The organism is Pseudomonas sp. R4-15 (assembly GCF_055768815.1).
The window spans coordinates 132195-155376 of record NZ_CM147293.1 but is presented as its reverse complement, the minus strand read 5'-3'; the positions used below and the strand labels follow the sequence as shown (position 1 = coordinate 155376).

22 protein-coding genes and 4 tRNA genes are annotated in these 23182 nt (G+C 60.3%); all 26 read left to right on the top strand.

Features of this window, described 5'->3' with window-relative positions:
- Position 1: 1 nt before the first annotated feature.
- On the top strand, positions 2–685 hold the full coding sequence (locus tag ACYRGX_RS00830) for an SPOR domain-containing protein (protein WP_473054730.1): 684 nt from the start codon (positions 2–4) through the stop codon (positions 683–685).
- A gap of 145 nt (positions 686–830) precedes the next feature.
- Positions 831–915 (top strand) — tRNA-Tyr (locus ACYRGX_RS00825).
- Between the two features lie 25 nt (positions 916–940).
- A tRNA-Gly gene (locus ACYRGX_RS00820) sits at positions 941–1014 on the top strand.
- 25 nt (positions 1015–1039) lie between these two features.
- A tRNA-Thr gene (locus ACYRGX_RS00815) sits at positions 1040–1115 on the top strand.
- Between the two features lie 81 nt (positions 1116–1196).
- Positions 1197–2390, top strand: coding sequence for an elongation factor Tu (gene tuf / locus ACYRGX_RS00810; protein WP_473054719.1), 1194 nt, complete (start codon positions 1197–1199; stop codon positions 2388–2390).
- Positions 2391–2442: 52 nt separating this feature from the next.
- Positions 2443–2518: transfer RNA gene (locus ACYRGX_RS00805), tRNA-Trp, on the top strand.
- Between the two features lie 46 nt (positions 2519–2564).
- Positions 2565–2933: a preprotein translocase subunit SecE gene (gene secE / locus ACYRGX_RS00800; RefSeq protein WP_473054729.1), complete on the top strand. Its 369-nt coding sequence runs from the start codon at positions 2565–2567 to the stop codon at positions 2931–2933.
- 9 nt (positions 2934–2942) lie between these two features.
- Positions 2943–3476 carry a transcription termination/antitermination protein NusG gene (gene nusG / locus ACYRGX_RS00795; protein ID WP_473054728.1) on the top strand — a complete coding sequence of 178 codons (534 nt, stop codon included), beginning with the start codon at positions 2943–2945 and terminating at the stop codon, positions 3474–3476.
- Positions 3477–3593: 117 nt separating this feature from the next.
- Positions 3594–4025, top strand: coding sequence for a 50S ribosomal protein L11 (gene rplK / locus ACYRGX_RS00790; RefSeq protein ID WP_473054727.1), 432 nt, complete (start codon positions 3594–3596; stop codon positions 4023–4025).
- Positions 4025–4720 (top strand): 50S ribosomal protein L1, encoded by a 696-nt coding sequence (gene rplA, locus ACYRGX_RS00785; RefSeq protein WP_473054726.1) that lies wholly within the window; start codon positions 4025–4027, stop codon positions 4718–4720. Before rplK ends, rplA begins: the two co-directional genes overlap by 1 nt.
- Positions 4721–4922: 202 nt before the next feature.
- Positions 4923–5423, top strand: coding sequence for a 50S ribosomal protein L10 (gene rplJ / locus ACYRGX_RS00780; protein WP_473054725.1), 501 nt, complete (start codon positions 4923–4925; stop codon positions 5421–5423).
- A gap of 75 nt (positions 5424–5498) precedes the next feature.
- Positions 5499–5867 carry a 50S ribosomal protein L7/L12 gene (gene rplL / locus ACYRGX_RS00775; RefSeq protein ID WP_473054724.1) on the top strand — a complete coding sequence of 123 codons (369 nt, stop codon included), beginning with the start codon at positions 5499–5501 and terminating at the stop codon, positions 5865–5867.
- A gap of 212 nt (positions 5868–6079) precedes the next feature.
- Positions 6080–10153, top strand: a complete 4074-nt coding sequence (rpoB, locus tag ACYRGX_RS00770) for a DNA-directed RNA polymerase subunit beta (RefSeq protein ID WP_473054723.1) — start codon at positions 6080–6082, stop codon at positions 10151–10153.
- 63 nt (positions 10154–10216) lie between these two features.
- Positions 10217–14416: a DNA-directed RNA polymerase subunit beta' gene (gene rpoC / locus ACYRGX_RS00765; RefSeq protein WP_473054722.1), complete on the top strand. Its 4200-nt coding sequence runs from the start codon at positions 10217–10219 to the stop codon at positions 14414–14416.
- 157 nt (positions 14417–14573) lie between these two features.
- Entirely contained in the window at positions 14574–14945 is a 372-nt protein-coding gene (gene rpsL, locus ACYRGX_RS00760; protein ID WP_473054721.1) for a 30S ribosomal protein S12, read from the top strand.
- A gap of 99 nt (positions 14946–15044) precedes the next feature.
- Positions 15045–15515 carry a 30S ribosomal protein S7 gene (rpsG, locus tag ACYRGX_RS00755; RefSeq protein ID WP_131298958.1) on the top strand — a complete coding sequence of 157 codons (471 nt, stop codon included), beginning with the start codon at positions 15045–15047 and terminating at the stop codon, positions 15513–15515.
- 30 nt (positions 15516–15545) lie between these two features.
- Complete coding sequence (fusA, locus tag ACYRGX_RS00750) at positions 15546–17693, top strand: elongation factor G (RefSeq protein WP_473054720.1); 2148 nt, start codon at positions 15546–15548, stop codon at positions 17691–17693.
- Between the two features lie 30 nt (positions 17694–17723).
- Complete coding sequence (gene tuf / locus ACYRGX_RS00745; RefSeq protein WP_473054719.1) at positions 17724–18917, top strand: elongation factor Tu; 1194 nt, start codon at positions 17724–17726, stop codon at positions 18915–18917.
- A 151-nt stretch (positions 18918–19068) separates the two neighbouring features.
- The gene (rpsJ, locus tag ACYRGX_RS00740) at positions 19069–19380 is read left to right on the top strand and encodes a 30S ribosomal protein S10 (RefSeq protein WP_003463313.1); all 312 of its coding nucleotides are present in this window, start codon (positions 19069–19071) and stop codon (positions 19378–19380) included.
- Between the two features lie 83 nt (positions 19381–19463).
- The gene (rplC, locus tag ACYRGX_RS00735) at positions 19464–20093 is read left to right on the top strand and encodes a 50S ribosomal protein L3 (protein WP_473054718.1); all 630 of its coding nucleotides are present in this window, start codon (positions 19464–19466) and stop codon (positions 20091–20093) included.
- A 14-nt stretch (positions 20094–20107) separates the two neighbouring features.
- Positions 20108–20710, top strand: coding sequence for a 50S ribosomal protein L4 (gene rplD / locus ACYRGX_RS00730; RefSeq protein WP_473054717.1), 603 nt, complete (start codon positions 20108–20110; stop codon positions 20708–20710).
- The gene (gene rplW / locus ACYRGX_RS00725; RefSeq protein ID WP_473054716.1) at positions 20707–21006 is read left to right on the top strand and encodes a 50S ribosomal protein L23; all 300 of its coding nucleotides are present in this window, start codon (positions 20707–20709) and stop codon (positions 21004–21006) included. The genes rplD and rplW overlap by 4 nt, the downstream gene beginning before the upstream one ends.
- Positions 21007–21017: 11 nt before the next feature.
- Positions 21018–21839, top strand: coding sequence for a 50S ribosomal protein L2 (gene rplB, locus ACYRGX_RS00720; protein ID WP_473054715.1), 822 nt, complete (start codon positions 21018–21020; stop codon positions 21837–21839).
- A gap of 16 nt (positions 21840–21855) precedes the next feature.
- Complete coding sequence (rpsS, locus tag ACYRGX_RS00715) at positions 21856–22131, top strand: 30S ribosomal protein S19 (RefSeq protein WP_473054714.1); 276 nt, start codon at positions 21856–21858, stop codon at positions 22129–22131.
- Between the two features lie 12 nt (positions 22132–22143).
- Positions 22144–22476 (top strand): 50S ribosomal protein L22, encoded by a 333-nt coding sequence (gene rplV / locus ACYRGX_RS00710; RefSeq protein WP_473054713.1) that lies wholly within the window; start codon positions 22144–22146, stop codon positions 22474–22476.
- A gap of 13 nt (positions 22477–22489) precedes the next feature.
- Positions 22490–23176 carry a 30S ribosomal protein S3 gene (rpsC, locus tag ACYRGX_RS00705; RefSeq protein ID WP_473054712.1) on the top strand — a complete coding sequence of 229 codons (687 nt, stop codon included), beginning with the start codon at positions 22490–22492 and terminating at the stop codon, positions 23174–23176.
- Positions 23177–23182: the final 6 nt, after the last annotated feature.

Below are 23182 nucleotides of genomic sequence, written 5' to 3'. Positions count from 1 at the left end.
CATGCGCTGGCTATTCCTGTTGTTATTGGTACTCAACACTTTTTACTGGCTCTGGCATCAACAGCAGACGCCTTTGCGTGCTCGAGAGATCTCGCCGCTCGAGCTCGTGACGGGTGGGGCTGCGCCTATACGTCTGCTCAATGAGGTCGATGAGCAAGCTCCGCCATCGGCGCCTGTTCAAGGTAACCCACCCGCGGAGGTGGCCCCTGGCGTTTGTCTGTTTATTGGGGGCTTTGCCGGGCGCGATGCACAGCTTGCGCTAGGTCAGCGACTGAATGGGCTGGATATCGCAGCGGAGCCAAGGACGCTTGAGACCGTTCGTGCGGTGGATTACTGGGTGTATCTGCCGCCGCTTGAATCGCGAGATGCCGCTCTACGCCAGTTGCGAGAGTTGCAGGCACGCGAGGTCGAGGCCTATCTGATCGGCGAGGGTGCCTTTGCTGGAGGCTTGTCTCTTGGCAGTTTCTCCAGGCCCGAGCCAGCTCGGAAGCTGCTCGATCGGGTTAGGGCGCTCGGGTATCGAGCAGAAATGCGAGAGCAACCTCGCTCCGAGAGCAGTTACTGGTTGCGCTTGAGCGCTTCTCAGCGACCCTTGCTCGGTGATGCGCTGCTGGTTCAGTTGGTCAGGGACTTCCCCACGATGCGCCAGGAACTATTGTCGTGCGAAAGCGTTGCAACGCCCTGATAGTTTGAATAGAATGGCGCCCGCTTCGCGGGGTAGGCTTTCTAGAAAGGTCCCAACGAAGTGGCTGTCGATAAGCTAACCTCAAGTTTTTAATGAGAAAATGCTTGACAGTAGGGTGGCAAGCGATGAGAATGCCGCCTCCTTTGGAGGGGTTCCCGAGTGGCCAAAGGGATCAGACTGTAAATCTGACGTCTACGACTTCGAAGGTTCGAATCCTTCCCCCTCCACCAGATTCAAGCGTGAGCTGAAGGCTCCGCGGGTATAGTTCAGTGGTAGAACCTCAGCCTTCCAAGCTGATGATGCGGGTTCGATTCCCGCTACCCGCTCCAGTTTTTCAGGTGTCGCAAAAGGTTCGCTCATGTAGCTCAGCTGGTAGAGCACACCCTTGGTAAGGGTGAGGTCAGCGGTTCAAATCCGCTCATGAGCTCCATCTCGCAAAGGCAGATATGAAAATATCTGCCTTTGTTTTAATGGTGGCGTACTCGCTCAATTCCTCTGACGGGAGACGGTGATGGCTAAGGAAAAATTCGAACGTAACAAACCGCACCTGAACGTGGGCACCATCGGTCACGTTGACCATGGTAAGACCACGCTGACTGCTGCGCTGACCAAAGTCTGCGCCGAGACCTGGGGCGGTGCCGCTCGCGATTTCTCGCAGATCGATAACGCGCCGGAAGAAAAGGCTCGCGGTATCACCATCAACACCTCGCACGTCGAGTACGATTCGTCCATCCGTCACTACGCGCACGTTGACTGCCCCGGTCACGCTGACTATGTGAAGAACATGATCACCGGTGCCGCCCAGATGGACGGCGCGATCCTGGTTTGCTCCGCTGCTGACGGCCCCATGCCGCAGACCCGCGAGCACATCCTGCTGTCCCGTCAGGTTGGCGTTCCTTACATCGTCGTGTTCCTGAACAAGGCCGACATGGTCGACGACGCCGAGCTGCTGGAACTGGTCGAGATGGAAGTTCGCGACCTGCTCTCCACCTATGACTTCCCGGGCGACGACACCCCGATCGTCATCGGTTCCGCGCTGATGGCGCTGGAAGGCAAAGACGACAACGAAATCGGCGTCTCCGCTGTGCGCAAGCTGGTGGAAACCCTGGATGCCTACATCCCCGAACCGGTTCGTGCCATCGACCAGCCCTTCCTGATGCCGATCGAAGACGTGTTCTCTATCTCCGGCCGTGGCACCGTGGTGACCGGTCGTGTCGAGCGTGGCATCGTCAAGGTGGGTGAGGAAGTGGAAATCGTCGGTATCAAGGCGACCACCAAGACCACCTGCACCGGCGTTGAAATGTTCCGCAAGCTGCTCGACGAAGGTCGTGCAGGCGAGAACATCGGCGCACTGCTGCGTGGCACCAAGCGTGAAGACGTGGAGCGTGGCCAGGTTCTGGCCAAGCCGGGCACCATCAAGCCGCACACCAAGTTCGAAGCTGAAGTGTACGTGCTGAGCAAGGAAGAAGGCGGTCGTCACACGCCGTTCTTCAAAGGCTACCGCCCGCAGTTCTACTTCCGTACCACTGACGTGACCGGTAACTGCGAACTGCCCGAAGGCGTCGAGATGGTGATGCCGGGCGACAACATCAAAATGGTTGTCACCCTGATCGCTCCGATCGCCATGGAAGACGGCCTGCGCTTCGCCATTCGCGAAGGCGGTCGTACCGTCGGCGCCGGCGTGGTTGCCAAGATCTTCGAATAATCGTTGATCTGAAACTCTCGGGCCGGCATAATGGTCGGCCTGACTTTGTTACAGGCCAGTAGCTCAATTGGCAGAGCGGCGGTCTCCAAAACCGCAGGTTGGGGGTTCGATTCCCTCCTGGCCTGCCAGATTCCCGAAGTAAGTGAATCTGGCATTTTTCACAGGATCCAGCAGATGAACGCCAAGGCTGAAGCCAAAGACTCTCGCTTCGATCTTGCCAAGTGGGCCGTAGTGGCTGCGCTGGTGGTCGTGGGGGTTGTCGGCAACCAGTACTATGCTGGCGAGCCGATTCTGTATCGCGTGCTCGGTGTCCTGGTTCTGGCGGTGATTGCTGCCGCTGTGGCGATCAAGACCAGCAAGGGGCAGGCTTTCTTTGTTCTTGCAAAGGAAGCTCGCGCCGAAATTCGCAAGGTTGTCTGGCCGACGCGCCAGGAAACCACTCAGACGACGCTTATCGTCGTGGCGGTGGTGCTGATCATGGCGCTTCTGCTCTGGGGGCTCGACTCCCTGCTGGGTTGGGTTGTTTCGATCATCGTAGGTTAAGGGTGCGCCGTGGCTAAGCGTTGGTACGTCGTGCATGCTTATTCAGGTTATGAAAAGCATGTCATGCGCTCGCTGATCGAGCGCGTCAAGCTGGCCGGGATGGAAGACGAGTTCGGCGAGATTCTGGTTCCCACCGAAGAAGTGGTGGAAATGCGTAATGGCCAGAAGCGCAAAAGTGAACGTAAGTTCTTTCCGGGCTATGTGCTGGTGCAGATGGAGATGAACGAGGGGACTTGGCACTTGGTCAAGGATACGCCTCGCGTCATGGGCTTCATCGGCGGTACCGCTGACAAGCCCGCGCCTATCACCGACAAAGAGGCCGAGGCCATTCTGCGTCGCGTTGCCGATAGCGGTGACCGTCCGAAGCCGAAAACGCTGTTCGAGCCGGGTGAGACCGTTCGTGTCATCGATGGTCCGTTCGCGGACTTCAATGGCGTGGTCGAAGAAGTTAACTACGAAAAGAGCCGCATCCAAGTCGCTGTGCTCATTTTCGGGCGCTCCACGCCGGTGGAGCTGGAATTCAGCCAGGTCGAGAAGGTTTAACCTGGTTAATGGATCCCATACCCCGCAGCCAAAGGTTGCGGGGTTTTGTCGTCACTGGGATGTACGCGTAAGCAAACGGGGAGCCTTCGGGCGCTGGAACCCGCAACTGGAGTCATCATGGCTAAGAAGATTCAGGCTTATATCAAGCTGCAAGTGAAGGCCGGTCAGGCCAACCCGTCGCCGCCGGTCGGTCCCGCTCTGGGCCAGCACGGTGTCAATATCATGGAATTCTGCAAGGCGTTCAACGCCAAGACCCAGGGTATGGAGCCCGGTCTGCCGACTCCCGTGATCATCACCGTCTACAGCGACCGTAGCTTCACGTTCGAAACCAAGAGCACCCCGGCTTCGGTGCTGCTGAAGAAGGCTGCTGGCATTGCTAGCGGCTCCAGCCGTCCGAACAGCCAGAAAGTCGGCACCGTCACCCGTGCCCAGCTGGAAGAGATCGCCAAAGCCAAGCAGGCTGACCTCACCGCTGCTGACCTGGATGCCGCCGTGCGCACCATCGCCGGCTCTGCCCGTAGCATGGGCCTGAACGTGGAGGGTCTGTAATGGCCAAGCTGACCAAGCGCCAGAAGGCGATTGCCGAGAAAGTCGTCGCCGGCAAGCAGTATGCCTTCGAGGAAGCCGCCAGCCTGCTGGCCGAGCTCTCCACCATCAAGTTCAAGGAGTCGGTGGATATCTCCATCAACCTTGGCGTTGATCCGCGTAAATCCGACCAGGTCGTGCGTGGCGCTACCGTGCTGCCGAACGGCACCGGTAAATCCGTTCGCGTTGCCGTGTTCACCCAGGGCGCCAACGCCGAAGCTGCTCTGGCCGCAGGTGCCGAGCGCGTTGGCATGGACGAGCTGGCTGCCGAAATGAAAGGGGGCGATCTGAACTACGACGTAGTCATCGCCTCCCCGGACGCCATGCGTGTCGTCGGTCAGCTGGGCCAGATCCTCGGTCCGCGCGGCCTGATGCCGAACCCGAAGGTCGGTACCGTGACCCCGGACGTGGCTACCGCCGTGAAGAATGCCAAGGCTGGTCAGGTGCGTTTCCGTACCGACAAGAACGGCATCATCCACGCTTCCGTTGGCAAGATCGACTTCGAGCCGGTCAAGCTCAAGCAGAACGTCGAAGCCCTGCTGGCTGACCTCAAGCGCCTGAAGCCGTCGACCTCCAAGGGTGTCTACGTCCAGCGCGTGACCCTGAGCAGCACCATGGGTCCGGGCCTGCAGATCGATCAGGGCTCTCTCGAGGCCTAAGCAATACCCCGCGCATGGCCGCGGCCATGCGCGAACTATTGGGGTCCCTGCCTGGCGGGGGCTATCCAAGACCGTAGGTGGCGCAAGCCTTAAAACGCAGTACGGAGCCTACGCAGATGGTGCTCCCGATTCGTACCGAATCAGACACCAAAACGGCGAGCGGCCTCGGCCGATCGCAACGGTAACATCCAGGAGTAAACCCGTGGCAATTAAACTCGAAGACAAGAAGGCCATCGTCGCTGAAGTCAACGAGGCTGCCAAAGCTGCCCTGTCCGCTGTCGTGGCTGATGCCCGTGGCGTGACCGTAGGCGCCATGACCGGACTCCGTAAAGAGGCCCGCGAGGCTGGTGTGTACGTCAAAGTCGTACGTAACACCCTGGCTCGTCGCGCCGTTGAAGGCACTCAGTTCGAGATCCTCAACGACGTGTTCAAAGGCCCGACCCTGATTGCGTTCTCCAACGAGCATCCGGGCGCTGCTGCCCGTATCTTCAAGGAGTTCTCCAAGGGTCAGGACAAGTTCGAGATCAAGGCGGCTGCCTACGAGGGTCAGTTCCTCGCAGCCAATCAGATCGACGTACTGGCAACTCTGCCGACCTATGACGAAGCCATTTCCCAGCTGATGAGCGTGATTCAAGGCGCTACCAGCAAGCTGGCTCGTACTCTGGCGGCCATCCGCGATCAGAAGGAATCCGCCGCCGCCTGATGGCGCGACGTCGTTTCCTTCATACCCCTTCAATCGGATGGCCGACGGCCATCAAGCAATTACAGGAATAGAGTCATGGCTCTGACCAACGAAGACATCATCAACGCCGTATCCGAAATGACCGTCATGCAGGTCGTCGAACTGATCAAGGCGATGGAAGAGAAGTTCGGCGTTACCGCCGCTGCTGCTACCGTTGCTGCTGCTGGCCCGGCTGCTGCGGCTGCCGAAGAGCAGACCGAGTTCACCATCATGCTGACCGAAGCCGGCGACAAGAAAGTGAACGTGATCAAGGTCGTTCGTGAACTGACCGGCCTGGGCCTGAAAGAAGCCAAGGCTGTCGTTGACGGCGCTCCTGGCGTGGTCAAGGAAGGCGTTTCCAAGGAAGAGGCCGAAGCGGCCAAGAAGTCCCTGGAAGAAGCAGGCGCCAAGGTCGAGCTCAAGTAAGCTCGCGCCTTGCGTATCCAGCCGGCGGGCTAAGCCCGAGGCTGACGGCTGGTGGCTGAGGCCACCGGCCTTTTTCCGTTATGGGCGGCTCGCCCGTCGAGCCCCTATGACGTCCACCGGACAGCGGTGGCGCAGACGCGATGTCTGCACGATTTCCGGCCTGCTCCGTGAGGTGCGGCCGAACAAGCAGGTGACCAAGCTGGGGAACGCTGATGGCTTACTCATACACTGAGAAAAAACGTATCCGCAAGGACTTTAGCAAGTTGCCGGACGTCATGGATGTCCCCTACCTCCTGGCCATCCAGCTGGATTCGTATCGCGAATTCCTGCAGGCGGGCATGAGCAAGGAGCAGTTCCGGGATATCGGCCTGCATGCGGCCTTCAAGTCTGTTTTCCCGATCATCAGCTATTCCGGCAATGCGGCGCTGGAATACGTCGGCTATCGCCTGGGTGAGCCGGCTTTCGACGTCAAGGAATGCGTCCTGCGGGGCGTGACCTTTGCCGTACCGCTGCGGGTCAAAGTGCGTCTGATCATTTTCGACAAGGAATCGTCGAACAAGGCCATCAAAGACATCAAGGAACAAGAAGTCTACATGGGGGAAATCCCCCTGATGACCGAGAACGGTACCTTCATCATCAACGGTACCGAGCGCGTCATCGTTTCCCAGCTGCACCGTTCCCCGGGTGTGTTCTTCGACCACGACCGTGGCAAGACCCACAGCTCCGGCAAGCTGCTGTACTCCGCTCGCATCATCCCCTACCGCGGCTCCTGGCTGGACTTCGAGTTCGATCCGAAGGACGCCGTGTTCGTGCGTATCGACCGCCGCCGCAAACTGCCGGCTTCGGTGCTGCTGCGTGCGCTGGGTTACAGCACCGAGGAAGTCCTCGACGCCTTCTACGATACCAACGTGTTCCACGTGCGTGGTGAAGGCCTGGCGCTGGAGCTGGTGCCGCAGCGTCTGCGTGGTGAAATCGCCGCGTTCGACATCAAGGACGAGACCGGCAAGGTCATCGTCGAGCAGGGCCGTCGTATCACTGCGCGTCACATCAACCAGCTCGAGAAGGCCGGCATCAAGGAGCTCGAAGTTCCGCTGGACTACGTGCTGGGTCGCACCACGGCCAAGGCCATCGTGCATCCGTCGACCGGTGAAATCGTCGTTGAGTGCAACACCGAGCTGACCACCGATCTGCTGGTGAAGATCGCCAAATCTCAGGTCGCACGCATCGAAACGCTGTACACCAACGACATCGACTGCGGCCCGTTCATCTCCGATACGCTGAAGATCGACAACACCGCCAATCAGCTCGAAGCGCTGGTCGAGATCTATCGCATGATGCGTCCCGGCGAGCCGCCGACCAAGGATGCCGCCGAGACGCTGTTCAACAACCTGTTCTTCAGCGCCGAACGTTACGACCTGTCGGCCGTCGGTCGCATGAAGTTCAACCGTCGCATCGGTCGTACCGAGATCGAAGGCGCCGGTGTGCTCAGCCGCGAAGACATCGTCGAGGTTCTCAAGACCCTCGTCGACATCCGCAACGGTAAAGGCATCGTCGACGACATCGACCACCTGGGTAACCGCCGCGTACGTTGCGTCGGCGAGATGGCCGAGAACCAGTTCCGCGTTGGTCTGGTGCGTGTCGAGCGCGCGGTCAAGGAACGCCTGTCGATGGCCGAAAGCGAAGGCCTGATGCCGCAGGACCTGATCAACGCCAAGCCTGTCGCGGCGGCGGTGAAGGAGTTCTTCGGTTCCAGCCAGCTCTCGCAGTTCATGGACCAGAACAACCCGCTTTCCGAGATCACCCACAAGCGCCGTGTCTCTGCACTCGGCCCAGGTGGGTTGACCCGCGAGCGCGCCGGCTTCGAAGTGCGCGACGTGCACCCGACCCACTATGGTCGCGTCTGCCCGATCGAAACCCCTGAAGGTCCGAACATCGGTCTGATCAACTCGCTGGCTACCTACGCCCGCACCAACCAGTACGGCTTCCTGGAAAGCCCGTACCGCGTGGTGAAGGACGGTGAAGTGAGCGACGACATCGTGTTCCTTTCCGCCATCGAAGAGGCCGATCACGTGATCGCCCAGGCCTCCGCCAAGTTGGAAGGTCGCAAGCTGGTCGACGAGTTGGTGGCCGTGCGTCACCTGAACGAGTTCACCGTCAAGGCGCCGGAAGACGTCACCCTGATGGACGTGTCGCCCAAGCAGGTCGTTTCCGTGGCTGCTTCGCTGATTCCGTTCCTCGAGCACGATGACGCCAACCGCGCATTGATGGGTTCGAACATGCAGCGCCAGGCCGTGCCGACCCTGCGTTCGGACAAGCCGCTGGTCGGTACCGGCATGGAGCGTAACGTCGCCCGTGACTCCGGCGTCTGCGTCGTGGCCCGTCGTGGCGGTGTGATCGACTCGGTCGATGCCAGCCGTATCGTGGTGCGCGTCAATGACGACGAAGTCGAAACTGGCGAAGCCGGTGTCGACATCTACAACCTGACCAAATACACCCGTTCCAACCAGAACACCTGCATCAACCAGCGTCCGCTGGTGAGCAAGGGTGACAAGGTTGCGCGCAGCGACATCATGGCTGACGGCCCGTCCACCGACATGGGCGAGTTGGCTCTGGGTCAGAACATGCGCGTTGCGTTCATGCCCTGGAACGGCTTCAACTTCGAGGACTCCATCTGTCTCTCGGAGCGCGTGGTTCAGGAAGATCGCTTCACCACCATCCACATCCAGGAGCTGACCTGCGTGTCTCGCGACACCAAGCTCGGCCCAGAAGAGATCACCGCGGACATCCCGAACGTCGGCGAGGCTGCGCTGAACAAGCTGGATGAGGCAGGTATCGTTTACGTCGGCGCGGAAGTGCAGGCGGGCGACATCCTGGTCGGCAAGGTCACCCCGAAGGGCGAGACCCAGCTGACTCCGGAAGAGAAACTGCTGCGTGCGATCTTCGGTGAGAAGGCGTCCGACGTGAAGGACACCTCCCTGCGCGTGCCGACCGGCACCAAGGGCACCGTTATCGACGTGCAGGTCTTCACCCGCGACGGCGTGGAGCGCGACTCGCGCGCCCTGGCTATCGAGAAGATGCAACTCGACGAGATCCGCAAGGACCTCAACGAGGAGTTCCGCATCGTCGAAGGCGCTACCTTCGAACGTCTGCGTTCGGCGCTGGTCGGCGCGACCGCCGAAGGCGGCGCTGGTCTGAAGAAAGGCACCGAGCTGACTGACGCGACCCTCGACGAACTCGAACGTGGCCAGTGGTTCAAGCTGCGCATGGCCGACGACGCGCTGAACGAGCAGTTGGAGAAGGCCCAGGCCTACCTCTCCGACCGCCGTCAGCTGCTCGACGAGAAGTTCGAGGACAAGAAGCGCAAGCTGCAGCAGGGCGACGACCTGGCGCCGGGCGTACTGAAGATCGTCAAGGTCTACCTCGCCATCAAGCGTCGCATCCAGCCGGGCGACAAGATGGCAGGCCGTCACGGTAACAAGGGTGTGGTCTCGGTGATCATGCCGGTCGAGGATATGCCGCACGACGAACACGGCGTGCCGGTGGACATCGTCCTCAACCCGCTGGGCGTACCGTCGCGTATGAACGTCGGCCAGATTCTCGAAACTCACCTGGGCCTCGCGGCCAAGGGGCTGGGCGAGAAGATCAATCGCATGCTCGAAGAGCAGCGCAAGATCGCTGAGCTGCGTCAGTTCCTGGAGCAGGTCTACAACGAGATCGGCGGCCGTCGCAAGGAAGAGCTGGATACCTTCAGCGACAGCGAAATCGTCGACCTGGCGAACAACCTGCGCAAGGGCGTGCCGATGGCGACCCCGGTGTTCGATGGCGCCAAGGAAGCCGAGATCAAGTCGATGCTCAAGCTGGCGGACCTGCCGGAGAGCGGCCAGATGCGCCTGATCGATGGCCGTACCGGCAACCAGTTCGAGCGCCCGACCACGGTCGGCTACATGTACATGCTCAAGCTGAACCACCTGGTGGACGACAAGATGCACGCGCGTTCCACCGGTTCCTACAGCCTGGTCACCCAGCAGCCGCTGGGCGGCAAGGCGCAGTTCGGCGGTCAGCGTTTCGGGGAGATGGAGGTCTGGGCGCTGGAAGCCTACGGTGCCGCCTACACCCTGCAGGAAATGCTCACCGTCAAGTCGGACGACGTGAATGGCCGTACCAAGATGTACAAGAACATCGTGGATGGCGATCACCGCATGGAGGCCGGTATGCCGGAATCCTTCAACGTACTGATCAAAGAGATCCGTTCGTTGGGCATCGACATCGAACTGGAAACCGAATAACGCGCCGCGCATCGGGAGCGGGAGTGGGTTGCCCGCTCCCTTGCTCCGTGAGGAGGAAAGACCTTGAAAGACTTGCTGAATCTGCTGAAAAACCAGGGTCAGGTCGAGGAGTTCGATGCCATCCGTATCGGCCTCGCCTCGCCCGAGATGATTCGCTCCTGGTCCTACGGCGAAGTTAAAAAGCCGGAGACCATCAACTACCGTACCTTCAAGCCTGAGCGCGACGGTCTGTTCTGCGCCAAGATCTTCGGGCCCGTGAAGGACTACGAGTGCCTGTGCGGCAAGTACAAGCGCCTCAAGCATCGTGGCGTGATCTGCGAGAAGTGCGGCGTAGAAGTCGCCCTGGCCAAGGTGCGTCGTGAGCGCATGGCGCACATCGAGCTGGCTTCGCCGGTCGCCCACATCTGGTTCCTGAAGTCGCTGCCGTCCCGTATCGGCCTGCTGCTGGACATGACTCTGCGCGACATCGAACGCGTGCTCTATTTCGAGAGCTATGTCGTCATCGATCCGGGCATGACCACCCTCGAGAAGAACCAGCTGCTCAACGACGAACAGTACTTCGAAGCCCTCGAAGAGTTCGGTGACGAGTTCGACGCCCGCATGGGTGCCGAGGCCGTGCGCGAGTTGCTGAACCAGATCGACCTGGAGCACGAGATCGGTCGCCTGCGCGAAGAGATTCCGCAAACCAACTCGGAAACCAAGATCAAGAAGCTGTCCAAGCGCCTGAAGCTGATGGAAGCCTTCCATGGCTCGGGCAACCTGCCCGAGTGGATGGTGCTGACCGTCCTGCCGGTGCTGCCGCCGGACCTGCGTCCGCTGGTGCCGCTGGATGGTGGCCGCTTCGCGACCTCCGACCTGAACGATCTGTATCGTCGCGTCATCAACCGTAACAACCGTCTGAAGCGCCTGCTCGACCTGGCTGCGCCGGACATCATCGTGCGCAACGAAAAGCGCATGTTGCAGGAGGCCGTCGACGCCCTGCTGGATAACGGCCGTCGTGGCCGTGCCATCACCGGCTCGAACAAGCGCCCGCTGAAGTCCCTGGCCGACATGATCAAGGGCAAGCAGGGCCGTTTCCGTCAGAACCTGCTCGGCAAGCGCGTGGACTACTCCGGTCGTTCCGTGATCACCGTGGGCCCGACCCTGCGTCTGCACCAGTGCGGTCTGCCCAAGAAAATGGCGCTCGAGCTGTTCAAGCCGTTCATCTTCGGCAAGCTTGAAGCCCGCGGCATGGCGACCACCATCAAGGCCGCCAAGAAGATGGTCGAGCGCGAACTGCCCGAGGTCTGGGACGTTCTCGCCGAAGTCATCCGTGAACACCCCGTGCTGCTCAACCGCGCGCCAACCCTCCACCGTCTGGGTATCCAGGCGTTCGAGCCGGTGCTCATCGAAGGCAAGGCCATCCAGCTGCACCCGCTGGTTTGCGCGGCATACAACGCCGACTTCGACGGTGACCAGATGGCCGTCCACGTTCCGCTGACCCTCGAGGCCCAGCTGGAAGCGCGCGCGCTGATGATGTCGACCAACAACATCCTGTCGCCCGCCAACGGTGAGCCGATCATCGTGCCGTCGCAGGACGTCGTCCTGGGTCTTTACTACATGACCCGTGAGGCGGTGAACGCCAAGGGCGAAGGTCGCGCGTTCGCCGACCTGCAGGAAGTCGACCGCGTATTCCGTGGTGGCGAAGCCTCGCTGCATGCGCGCATCAAGGTGCGCATCAACGAAGTCGTCAAAGAGAAAGACGGCAGCCTGACCCACAACACCCGCATCGTCGACACCACCGTCGGCCGTGCGCTGCTGTTCCAGATCGTTCCGGACGGCATGGCCTTCGACGTAGTCAACCAGCCCATGAAGAAGAAGGCGATCTCCAAGCTGATCAACCAGTGCTACCGCACGGTGGGTCTGAAGGAGACCGTGATTTTCGCCGACCAGCTGATGTACACCGGTTTCGCCTACTCGACCATCTCCGGCGTGTCGATCGGTGTGAACGACTTCGTGATCCCCGACGAGAAGGCGCGCATCATCGACGCCGCCACCGCCGAGGTGAAGGAAATCGAGACCCAGTACGCCTCCGGCCTGGTCACCCAGGGCGAGAAGTACAACAAGGTCATCGACCTCTGGTCCAAGGCCAACGACGAAGTGTCCAAGGCGATGATGGCCAACCTCTCCAAGGAGAAGGTCATCGACCGCGAAGGTCAGGAAGTCGCCCAGGAGTCCTTCAACTCCATGTACATGATGGCCGACTCCGGTGCGCGTGGTAGCGCGGCGCAGATCCGCCAGCTGGCGGGCATGCGCGGCCTGATGGCCAAGCCGGACGGCTCGATCATCGAGACCCCGATCACTGCGAACTTCCGTGAAGGCCTGAACGTACTGCAGTACTTCATCTCCACTCACGGTGCTCGTAAAGGTCTGGCGGATACCGCACTGAAGACCGCTAACTCCGGTTACCTGACCCGTCGCCTGGTCGACGTGGCGCAGGACCTGGTGGTTACCGAGATCGACTGCGGCACCGAGCATGGTCTGCTGATGACGCCGCACATCGAAGGCGGCGACGTCGTCGAACCGCTTGGTGAGCGCGTACTCGGCCGTGTTATCGCCCGTGACGTGTTCAAGCCCGGCAGCGACGAGGTCATCCTCCCGGCCGGTACCCTGATCGACGAGCAGTGGGTCGAGTTCATCGAACTGAACAGCATCGACGAAGTGGTCGTGCGTTCGCCGATCACCTGTGACACCCGCTACGGCATCTGCGCCAAGTGCTACGGTCGCGACCTGGCTCGCGGTCATCGCGTGAATATCGGCGAAGCGGTCGGCGTCATCGCTGCCCAGTCGATCGGTGAGCCGGGTACCCAGCTGACCATGCGTACCTTCCACATCGGTGGTGCGGCCAGCCGGACCTCCGCCGCGGACAACGTCCAGGTGAAGAACGGCGGTACCATTCGCCTGCACAACCTGAAGCACGTCGAGCGTGCCGATGGCGCCCTGGTGGCGGTGTCGCGTTCCGGCGAGCTGGCGGTTGCCGATGACTTCGGTCGTGAGCGCGAGCGCTACAAGCTGCCGTACGGTGCGGTCATCTCCATCAAGGAAGGTGATAAGGTCGAGCCGGGTGCCGTGGTTGCCAAGTGGGATCCGCACACTCACCCGATCGTCACCGAGATGAAGGGCACCGTGGCCTTCGTCGGGATGGAAGAGGGCATCACCATCAAGCGTCAGACCGACGAACTGACCGGTCTGACCATCATCGAGGTGATGGACGCGAAGGATCGTCCGGCTGCCGGCAAGGACATCCGTCCGGCCGTGAAGCTGGTCGACGCTTCCGGCAAGGAACTGCTGCTGCCCGGTACCGACGTGCCTGCACAGTACTTCCTGCCGCCGAACGCACTGGTCGGTGTTGCCGACGGCGCGCAGGTGGGCGTGGGTGACATCATCGCGCGTATCCCGCAGGAAACCTCGAAGACCCGCGACATCACCGGTGGTCTGCCGCGCGTTGCCGACCTGTTCGAAGCGCGTCGTCCGAAGGAACCGTCGATTCTCGCAGAGATCAGCGGCACCATCTCCTTCGGCAAGGAAACCAAGGGCAAGCGTCGCCTGGTGATCACGCCGACCGATGGCAGCGATCCGTACGAAGAGCTGATTCCGAAGTGGCGCCACCTGAACGTCTTCGAAGGCGAACAGGTTCAGCGCGGCGAGGTCATCTCCGACGGCCCGAGCAACCCGCACGACATCCTGCGTCTGCTGGGCGTCAGCGCGCTGGCCAAGTACATCGTCAACGAGATCCAGGACGTGTACCGCCTGCAGGGCGTGAAGATCAACGACAAGCACATCGAGACCATCCTGCGGCAGATGCTGCGCAAGGTCGAGATCACCGAGTCCGGCGACTCCAGCTTCATCAAGGGCGACCAGATGGAGCTCACCCAGGTGCTCGAGGAGAACGAGACCCTGGCAACCGACGATCGCTTCGTGGCGAAGTTCGATCGCGTGCTGCTGGGTATCACCAAGGCCTCGCTGTCGACCGAGTCGTTCATCTCCGCGGCCTCCTTCCAGGAGACCACCCGCGTCCTCACCGAGGCGGCGGTCACCGGCAAGCGCGACTACCTGCGCGGTCTGAAGGAAAACGTCGTGGTCGGTCGTCTGATTCCGGCCGGTACCGGTCTGGCCTATCACAGCGAGCGCAAGCGCAAGCGTGACGCCGACAAGCCGCTGCGCGTGAGCGCCGACGAAGTGGAAGCAGCGCTGACCGAAGCGCTGAATTCCAGCGGCAACTAAAGGAAGAACAGCGGCCGGCTTGCCCGCCGGCCGCTGTCGCCTTGACGGGACACGGGCCTCTCATTAGACTCGTGCACCCCTTAAATCCGACAGGGCGTCATGTCCTGTCGGTTTGTTTTAGGGCAATACGTCGAAAGACAACCAGTGGAGCTTTAAGATGGCAACGATCAACCAGCTCGTGCGTCAGCCGCGCAAGCGCATCGTCGAGAAATCCGACGTGCCTGCGCTGCAGAACTGCCCGCAGCGCCGTGGCGTGTGCACTCGCGTGTACACCACCACTCCGAAGAAGCCGAACTCGGCACTGCGTAAAGTGTGCCGTGTACGCCTGACCAACGGCTACGAAGTCACCTCCTATATCGGCGGTGAAGGCCACAACCTGCAGGAACACAGCGTCGTGCTGATCCGTGGCGGCCGTGTGAAGGACCTTCCGGGTGTGCGTTATCACACCGTGCGTGGTTCCCTCGACACCACCGGCGTCAAGGATCGTAAGCAGGGCCGTTCCAAGTACGGTACCAAGCGTCCGAAGTAATTCGGGCCTTTCTATTTTTCTGAGTCGATAAGAGTAAGGTCGGGCGTGACTGAATGTCATGGTCCCGGGCTAACCTGAAGACCGTTTGAGGGCTTATCAATGCCAAGACGTCGTGTAGCAGCAAAGCGGGAGATCCTGGACGATCCGAAATACGGAAGCCAGATCCTCGCCAAATTCATGAACCACGTGATGGAAAGCGGTAAGAAGGCCGTGGCCGAGCGCATCGTTTATGGCGCCCTGGACACCGTCAAGACCCGCAAGAACAGCGATCCCCTGGAAATCTTCGAGAAAGCTCTCGACGCCATCGCTCCGCTGGTCGAAGTGAAGTCCCGCCGTGTTGGCGGTGCTACTTACCAGGTTCCGGTCGAAGTTCGCCCGTCCCGTCGTAACGCCCTGGCCATGCGCTGGTTGGTGGACTCCGCGCGCAAGCGTGGCGAGAAGTCCATGGCCCTGCGTCTGGCTGGCGAGCTGCTCGATGCATCCGAAGGCAAAGGCGCTGCAGTCAAGAAGCGTGAAGACGTGCACCGTATGGCCGAGGCCAACAAAGCGTTCTCGCACTACCGTTTCTAAACTCAGCGTCACTCAATTTGCGAGGGTTTTATGGCTCGTAACACAGCTATCAACCGCTACCGTAACATCGGTATTTGTGCGCACGTCGATGCGGGCAAGACCACTACGACCGAGCGGATCCTGTTTTACACAGGCCTTAGCCACAAGATGGGCGAGGTGCATGACGGCGCTGCGACGACCGACTGGATGGTGCAGGAGCAGGAGCGTGGTATCACCATCACCTCCGCTGCAATCACCACCTTCTGGGAAGGTTCTCGTCGTCAGTACGACAAGTATCGCGTAAACGTCATCGATACCCCCGGTCACGTCGACTTCACCATTGAAGTAGAGCGCTCGCTGCGCGTACTCGACGGCGCGGTTGTGGTGTTCTGTGGTACCTCCGGCGTGGAGCCGCAGTCCGAAACCGTATGGCGTCAGGCCAACAAGTACGGCGTTCCGCGTATCGTCTACGTGAACAAGATGGACCGTGCGGGTGCCAACTTCCTGCGCGTCGTCGGCCAGATCAAAACGCGCCTGGGTCACACCCCGGTGCCGATCCAGCTCGCCATCGGTGCAGAAGATAACTTCCAGGGTCAGGTCGACCTGATCAACATGAAGGCTATCTACTGGAACGAAGACGACAAGGGTACCAGCTACCGTGAGGAAGAGATTCCCGCCGAGCTGGTCGAGCTGGCCAACGAATGGCGTAACAACATGGTCGAGGCGGCAGCCGAGGCCAACGAAGAGCTGATGAACAAGTACCTCGAAGAAGGTGACTTGTCGGTGGAAGAGATCAAGGCGGGTCTGCGTCTGCGCACCCTGGCCAGCGAGATCGTTCCGGCCGTATGCGGTTCTTCGTTCAAGAACAAGGGCGTTCCCCTGGTTCTCGACGCCGTGATCGACTTCCTGCCTGCCCCGACCGAGATTCCTGCAATCAAGGGCATCCATCCTGATCTGGCTGAAAAGCCGAAAGAGCAGATGGAAGAGTCGGAGTACGACGAGCGTCACGCTGACGATGACGAGCCGTTCTCTGCTCTGGCGTTCAAGATCGCCACTGACCCGTTCGTCGGTACCCTGACGTTCGTGCGTGTCTACTCGGGCGTGCTGGAGTCTGGCCAGTCGGTCATCAACTCCGTCAAGGGCAAGAAAGAGCGCGTTGGTCGTATGGTGCAGATGCACGCCAACCAGCGTGAAGAGATCAAGGAAGTGCGCGCGGGCGATATCGCGGCTCTGATCGGTATGAAGGACGTCACCACTGGTGAAACCCTCTGCGATCCGGACAAGCCGATCATCCTCGAGCGTATGGACTTCCCGGAGCCTGTCATCTCGGTTGCTGTAGAGCCGAAGACCAAGGCTGACCAGGAGAAGATGGGTATCGCTCTGGGCAAGCTGGCTCAGGAAGACCCGTCGTTCCGCGTCAAGACCGACGAAGAGACCGGCCAGACCATCATCTCCGGTATGGGTGAGCTGCACCTGGACATCCTCGTTGACCGCATGAAGCGCGAGTTCAACGTCGAGGCCAACATCGGTAAGCCGCAGGTTTCCTACCGCGAGACCATCACCAAGGACAATGTCGAGATCGAAGGTAAGTTCGTTCGTCAGTCCGGTGGTCGTGGTCAGTTTGGTCACTGCTGGATCCGCTTCTCGACGCCTGACATCGATGAAAACGGAAACATCACCGAGGGCCTGGCCTTCACCAACGAAGTCGTGGGTGGTGTGGTTCCGAAGGAATACATCCCAGCGATCCAGAAGGGTATCGAGGAGCAGATGAAGAACGGCGTCGTCGCCGGCTATCCGCTCATCGGTCTGAAGGCTACCGTCTTTGACGGCTCCTACCACGACGTCGACTCCAACGAGATGGCGTTCAAGGTTGCTGCCTCGATGGCGACCAAGCAGCTGGCCCAGAAGGGTGGCGGCAAGGTGCTCGAGCCGATCATGAAGGTGGAAGTAGTGACCCCTGAGGACTACATGGGCGACGTGATGGGTGACCTGAACCGTCGTCGTGGCCTGATCCAGGGTATGGAAGACTCGGTCTCCGGTAAGGTGATTCGGGCTGAAGTTCCGCTTGGGGAAATGTTCGGTTACGCGACCGACGTTCGTTCCATGTCTCAGGGTCGCGCAAGCTACTCCATGGAATTCTCCAAATACGCTGAGGCTCCGGCTAACATCGTCGAAGCACTCGTTAAGAAACAAGGCTAATCCAGCCCTTTAGGCAAGAGGTTCACTGTCGTGGCTAAAGAAAAATTCGAACGTAACAAACCGCACCTGAACGTGGGCACCATCGGTCACGTTGACCATGGTAAGACCACGCTGACTGCTGCGCTGACCAAAGTCTGCGCCGAGACTTGGGGCGGTGCCGCTCGCGATTTCTCGCAGATCGATAACGCGCCGGAAGAAAAGGCTCGCGGTATCACCATCAACACCTCGCACGTCGAGTACGATTCGTCCATCCGTCACTACGCGCACGTTGACTGCCCCGGTCACGCTGACTATGTGAAGAACATGATCACCGGTGCCGCTCAGATGGACGGCGCGATCCTGGTTTGCTCCGCTGCTGACGGCCCCATGCCGCAGACCCGCGAGCACATCCTGCTGTCCCGTCAGGTTGGCGTTCCTTACATCGTCGTGTTCCTGAACAAGGCCGACATGGTCGACGACGCCGAGCTGCTGGAACTGGTCGAGATGGAAGTTCGCGACCTGCTGTCCACCTATGACTTCCCGGGCGACGACACCCCGATCGTCATCGGTTCCGCGCTGATGGCGCTGGAAGGCAAAGACGACAACGAAATCGGCGTCTCCGCTGTGCGCAAGCTGGTGGAAACCCTGGATGCCTACATCCCCGAGCCGGTTCGTGCCATCGACCAGCCCTTCCTGATGCCGATCGAAGACGTGTTCTCGATCTCCGGCCGTGGCACCGTGGTGACCGGTCGTGTCGAGCGCGGCATCGTCAAGGTAGGTGAGGAAGTGGAAATCGTCGGTATCAAGGCGACCACCAAGACCACCTGCACCGGCGTTGAAATGTTCCGCAAGCTGCTCGACGAAGGTCGTGCAGGCGAGAACATCGGCGCACTGCTGCGCGGCACCAAGCGTGAAGACGTGGAGCGTGGCCAGGTTCTGGCCAAGCCGGGCACCATCAAGCCGCACACCAAGTTCGAAGCTGAAGTGTACGTGCTGAGCAAGGAAGAAGGCGGTCGTCACACGCCGTTCTTCAAAGGCTACCGCCCGCAGTTCTACTTCCGTACCACTGACGTGACCGGTAACTGCGAACTGCCCGAAGGCGTCGAGATGGTGATGCCGGGCGACAACATCAAAATGGTTGTCACCCTGATCGCTCCGATCGCCATGGAAGACGGCCTGCGCTTCGCCATTCGCGAAGGCGGTCGTACCGTCGGCGCCGGCGTGGTTGCCAAGATCTTCGAATAATCGAAGGTTGCGTCTGGAAAAGGGGCCCCTCGGGGCCCCTTTTCTTTTCGTTGGTCATTTATTGACACCCCGTGGCCGCATCCGTAAAATCACGCCTCCTTTTATCGGGCGTAGTGCGTCCGGTAGGGAGTAACTAGAGTCTGAGGTCAAAATGCAAAACCAACAAATCCGTATTCGGTTGAAGGCTTTTGACCATCGCCTGATCGATCAATCCACCCAGGAAATCGTGGAAACCGCGAAACGTACTGGTGCTCAGGTGCGTGGTCCGATTCCTCTGCCCACTCGCAAGGAGCGGTACACCGTTCTGGTCTCTCCGCACGTCAACAAGGACGCGCGTGATCAGTACGAAATCCGTACCCACAAGCGCGTGCTCGACATCGTTCAGCCCACCGACAAGACCGTCGATGCGCTGATGAAGCTCGATCTGGCGGCTGGCGTCGAAGTGCAGATCAGCCTCGGCTGAAACCACCCGGTTTCAGTCGTGTAACGCTCTGAAATGGGCGGCCATAGCGGGTGAAAGCCCCGTACACTCATGAGGTTTTAAACATGACTATTGGTGTAGTCGGTCGTAAGTGCGGCATGACCCGCATTTTCACCGAAGATGGTGTCTCCGTTCCGGTTACGGTCATCGAGATCGAGCCGAACCGTGTCACCCAGTTCAAATCGGAAGAGTCCGATGGCTATCGCGCGGTGCAGGTCACCGTCGGTGAGCGTCGCGCCTCCCGTGTGACCAAGGCTCAGGCCGGTCACTTCGCCAAGGCCAACGTTGCCGCCGGTCGCGGCGTCTGGGAATTCCGCCTGGAAGAGGGCGATTACCAGGCTGGCGATCAGGTCAATGTCGAGCTGTTCCAGGCCGGCCAGATGGTTGATGTCACGGGCCAGTCCAAAGGTAAGGGCTTCGCCGGTACCATCAAGCGCTGGAACTTCCGTGGTCAGGACAACACCCACGGTAACTCCGTATCCCACCGCGTCCCCGGTTCCATCGGCCAGTGCCAGACTCCTGGTCGTGTGTTCAAGGGCAAAAAGATGTCCGGTCATATGGGTGCCGAGCGCGTTACCGTGCAGTCCCTGGAAGTGGTTCGCGTCGATGCCGAACGTAATCTGCTGCTGGTCAAGGGTGCCGTTCCGGGCGCTACTGGCGGCGACGTGATCGTTCGTCCGGCAGTCAAGGCGTAAGGGGAGTATTCGAGATGCAACTGAACGTAAACGGCGCTCAGGCGATCGAAGTGTCCGACGCCACCTTTGGCGGCGAATTCAACGAGACTCTGGTCCATCAGGCCGTCGTGGCCTACATGGCAGCTGGTCGTCAGGGCACCCGTGCCCAGAAGACCCGCTCCGAAGTCTCCGGCGGTGGCAAGAAGCCCTGGCGCCAGAAAGGCACCGGTCGCGCTCGTGCCGGTACCATCCGCAGCCCCATCTGGCGCTCCGGTGGCACCACCTTCGCGGCCAAGCCCCAGGATCACTCGCAGAAGCTCAACAAGAAGATGTATCGCGCAGCCCTGCGCTCCATCCTTGCCGAGCTGGTTCGTAGCGAGCGTCTGGTCGTGGTCGAGAACTTCGCTGTCGACGCACCGAAGACCAAAGGTCTGCTGAGCAAGCTGAGCGGTCTGGGCCTGAATGACGTGCTGATCGTCACCGAGTCCGTGGACGAAAACCTGTACCTCGCCGCCCGCAACCTGCCCCATGTCGACGTGCGCGATGTCAATGGCTCCGATCCGGTGAGCCTGATCGCCTATGACAAGGTGCTGGTAACCGTGTCGGCCGTGAAGAAATTCGAGGAGCTGCTGGGATGAACCAGGAACGCGTATTCAAAGTCCTGCTGGGCCCGCATATCTCCGAGAAGGCCACGGTGCTGGCGGACAGCAAGAAGCAATTCGTTTTCAAGGTCGCTACCGATGCGACCAAGCTGGAAATCAAGAAGGCCGTCGAAAGCCTGTTCGAAGTGAAGGTCGCCAAGGTCACCACCCTGAACGTTCAGGGCAAGACCAAACGCACCGCTCGCGGTATGGGCAAGCGCAATGACTGGAAAAAGGCATACATCTGCCTTGCGCCTGGCCAGGATCTCGATTTCTCCAGCAGTGCTGAGTAAAGGGGCTTTCCATGGCAATCGTTAAATGCAAGCCGACCTCCGCTGGCCGCCGTTTCGTGGTCAAGGTGGTCAACCAGGAGCTGCACAAGGGCGCTCCCTACGCACCGCTGCTGGAAAAGAAATCCAAGTCCGGCGGTCGTAACAACAACGGTCGCATCACCACCCGCCACATCGGTGGTGGTCACAAGCAGCACTATCGCGTTGTCGACTTCCGTCGCAACAAAGATGGCATCCCTGCTGTGGTCGAGCGTATCGAATACGATCCGAACCGTACCGCGCACATCGCTCTGCTGAAGTATGCCGACGGCGAACGTCGCTACATCATCGCGCCGAAAGGCGTGAGCGCTGGCGATCAGCTGATCTCCGGCCAGCAGGCTCCGATCAAGCCCGGTAACACCCTGCAGCTGCGCAACATCCCGGTCGGTTCCACCGTCCACGCGATCGAGCTCAAGCCTGGCAAGGGCGCGCAGATGGTTCGTTCGGCTGGCGGTTCCGCTCAGCTGGTCGCTCGTGAAGGTGCCTACGTGACCCTGCGTCTGCGTAGCGGCGAGATGCGTAAGGTGCTCTGCGAGTGCCGCGCTACCCTCGGCGAGGTTTCCAACTCCGAGCACAGCCTGCGTTCGCTGGGTAAAGCCGGTGCCAAGCGCTGGCGTGGCGTTCGTCCGACCGTTCGCGGCGTGGCGATGAACCCGGTTGATCACCCGCATGGTGGTGGTGAAGGTCGTACTTCCGGTGGTCGTCATCCGGTGTCGCCGTGGGGCTTCCCGACCAAGGGCGCGAAGACCCGCTCCAACAAGCGCACCGATAACATGATCGTTCGCCGCCGCAAGTAAATAGAGGGTTACGACAGTGCCACGTTCTCTGAAAAAAGGTCCCTTCATCGACCTTCATCTGTTGAAGAAAGTCGAAACGGCGGTGGAAAAGAACGATCGCAAACCGGTGAAAACCTGGTCGCGTCGCTCCATCATCCTGCCGCAGATGGTCGGTCTGACCATCGCCGTGCACAACGGTCGTCAACATGTCCCGGTTCTCGTGAACGAAGACATGGTCGGCCACAAACTGGGCGAATTCGCTGCTACCCGCACCTATCGCGGTCACGTAGCGGACAAGAAAGCCAAGCGTTAAGGGGTCAAGGAAATGGAAGTAGCCGCTAAGTTGTCGGGCGCTCGCATCTCCGCTCAAAAAGCCCGCTTGGTCGCCGACCAGATCCGCGGGAAAGAAGTGGGCGAAGCGCTCAACCTGCTGGCTTTCAGCAGCAAGAAAGCCGCCGCAATCATGAAGAAAGTGCTGGAGTCGGCCGTTGCCAACGCCGAGCACAACGAAGGCGCAGACGTGGACGATCTCAAAGTCTCCACCGTTTTCGTCAACGAAGGGCGTTCGCTGAAGCGCATCATGCCGCGCGCCAAGGGCCGTGCTGATCGCATCGTCAAGCGGTCTTGCCATATCACTGTCAAGGTTGCGGACAAGTAACGGAGTCGATCAGATGGGTCAGAAAGTACATCCCGTAGGCATTCGCCTGGGAATCGTCAAGGAGCACACCTCCGTTTGGTATGCAGACAAGCGCACTTATGCCGACTATCTGCTGGCCGACCTGAAGGTGCGTGAGTACCTCCAAGACAAACTAAAAAGCGCGTCCGTAAGCCGCATCGACATCGCGCGTCCGGCTCAGACCGCGCGCGTCACTATCCACACCGCTCGTCCCGGCATCGTGATCGGGAAGAAAGGTGAGGACGTCGAGAAGCTGCGTCAGGACCTGACCAAGCAGATGGGTGTTCCGGTCCACATCAACATCGAGGAAATCCGCAAGCCGGAACTCGACGCGATGCTGGTCGCCCAGAGCGTAGCTCAGCAGCTGGAGCGTCGTGTGATGTTCCGTCGCGCCATGAAGCGCGCGGTACAGAGCGCCATGCGTATCGGCGCCAAAGGTATCAAGATCCAGGTTAGCGGCCGTCTTGGCGGCGCCGAGATCGCCCGTACCGAGTGGTATCGCGAAGGTCGTGTGCCCCTGCACACCCTGCGTGCCGATATCGATTACTCCACCTACGAAGCGCACACCACCTACGGTGTGATCGGTGTGAAGGTTTGGATCTTCAAGGGCGAGGTCATCGGTGGCCGCCAGGAAGAGCTCAAGCCTCAGGCGCCCGCTCCTCGTAAGAAAGCTGCCAAGTAAGGAGTA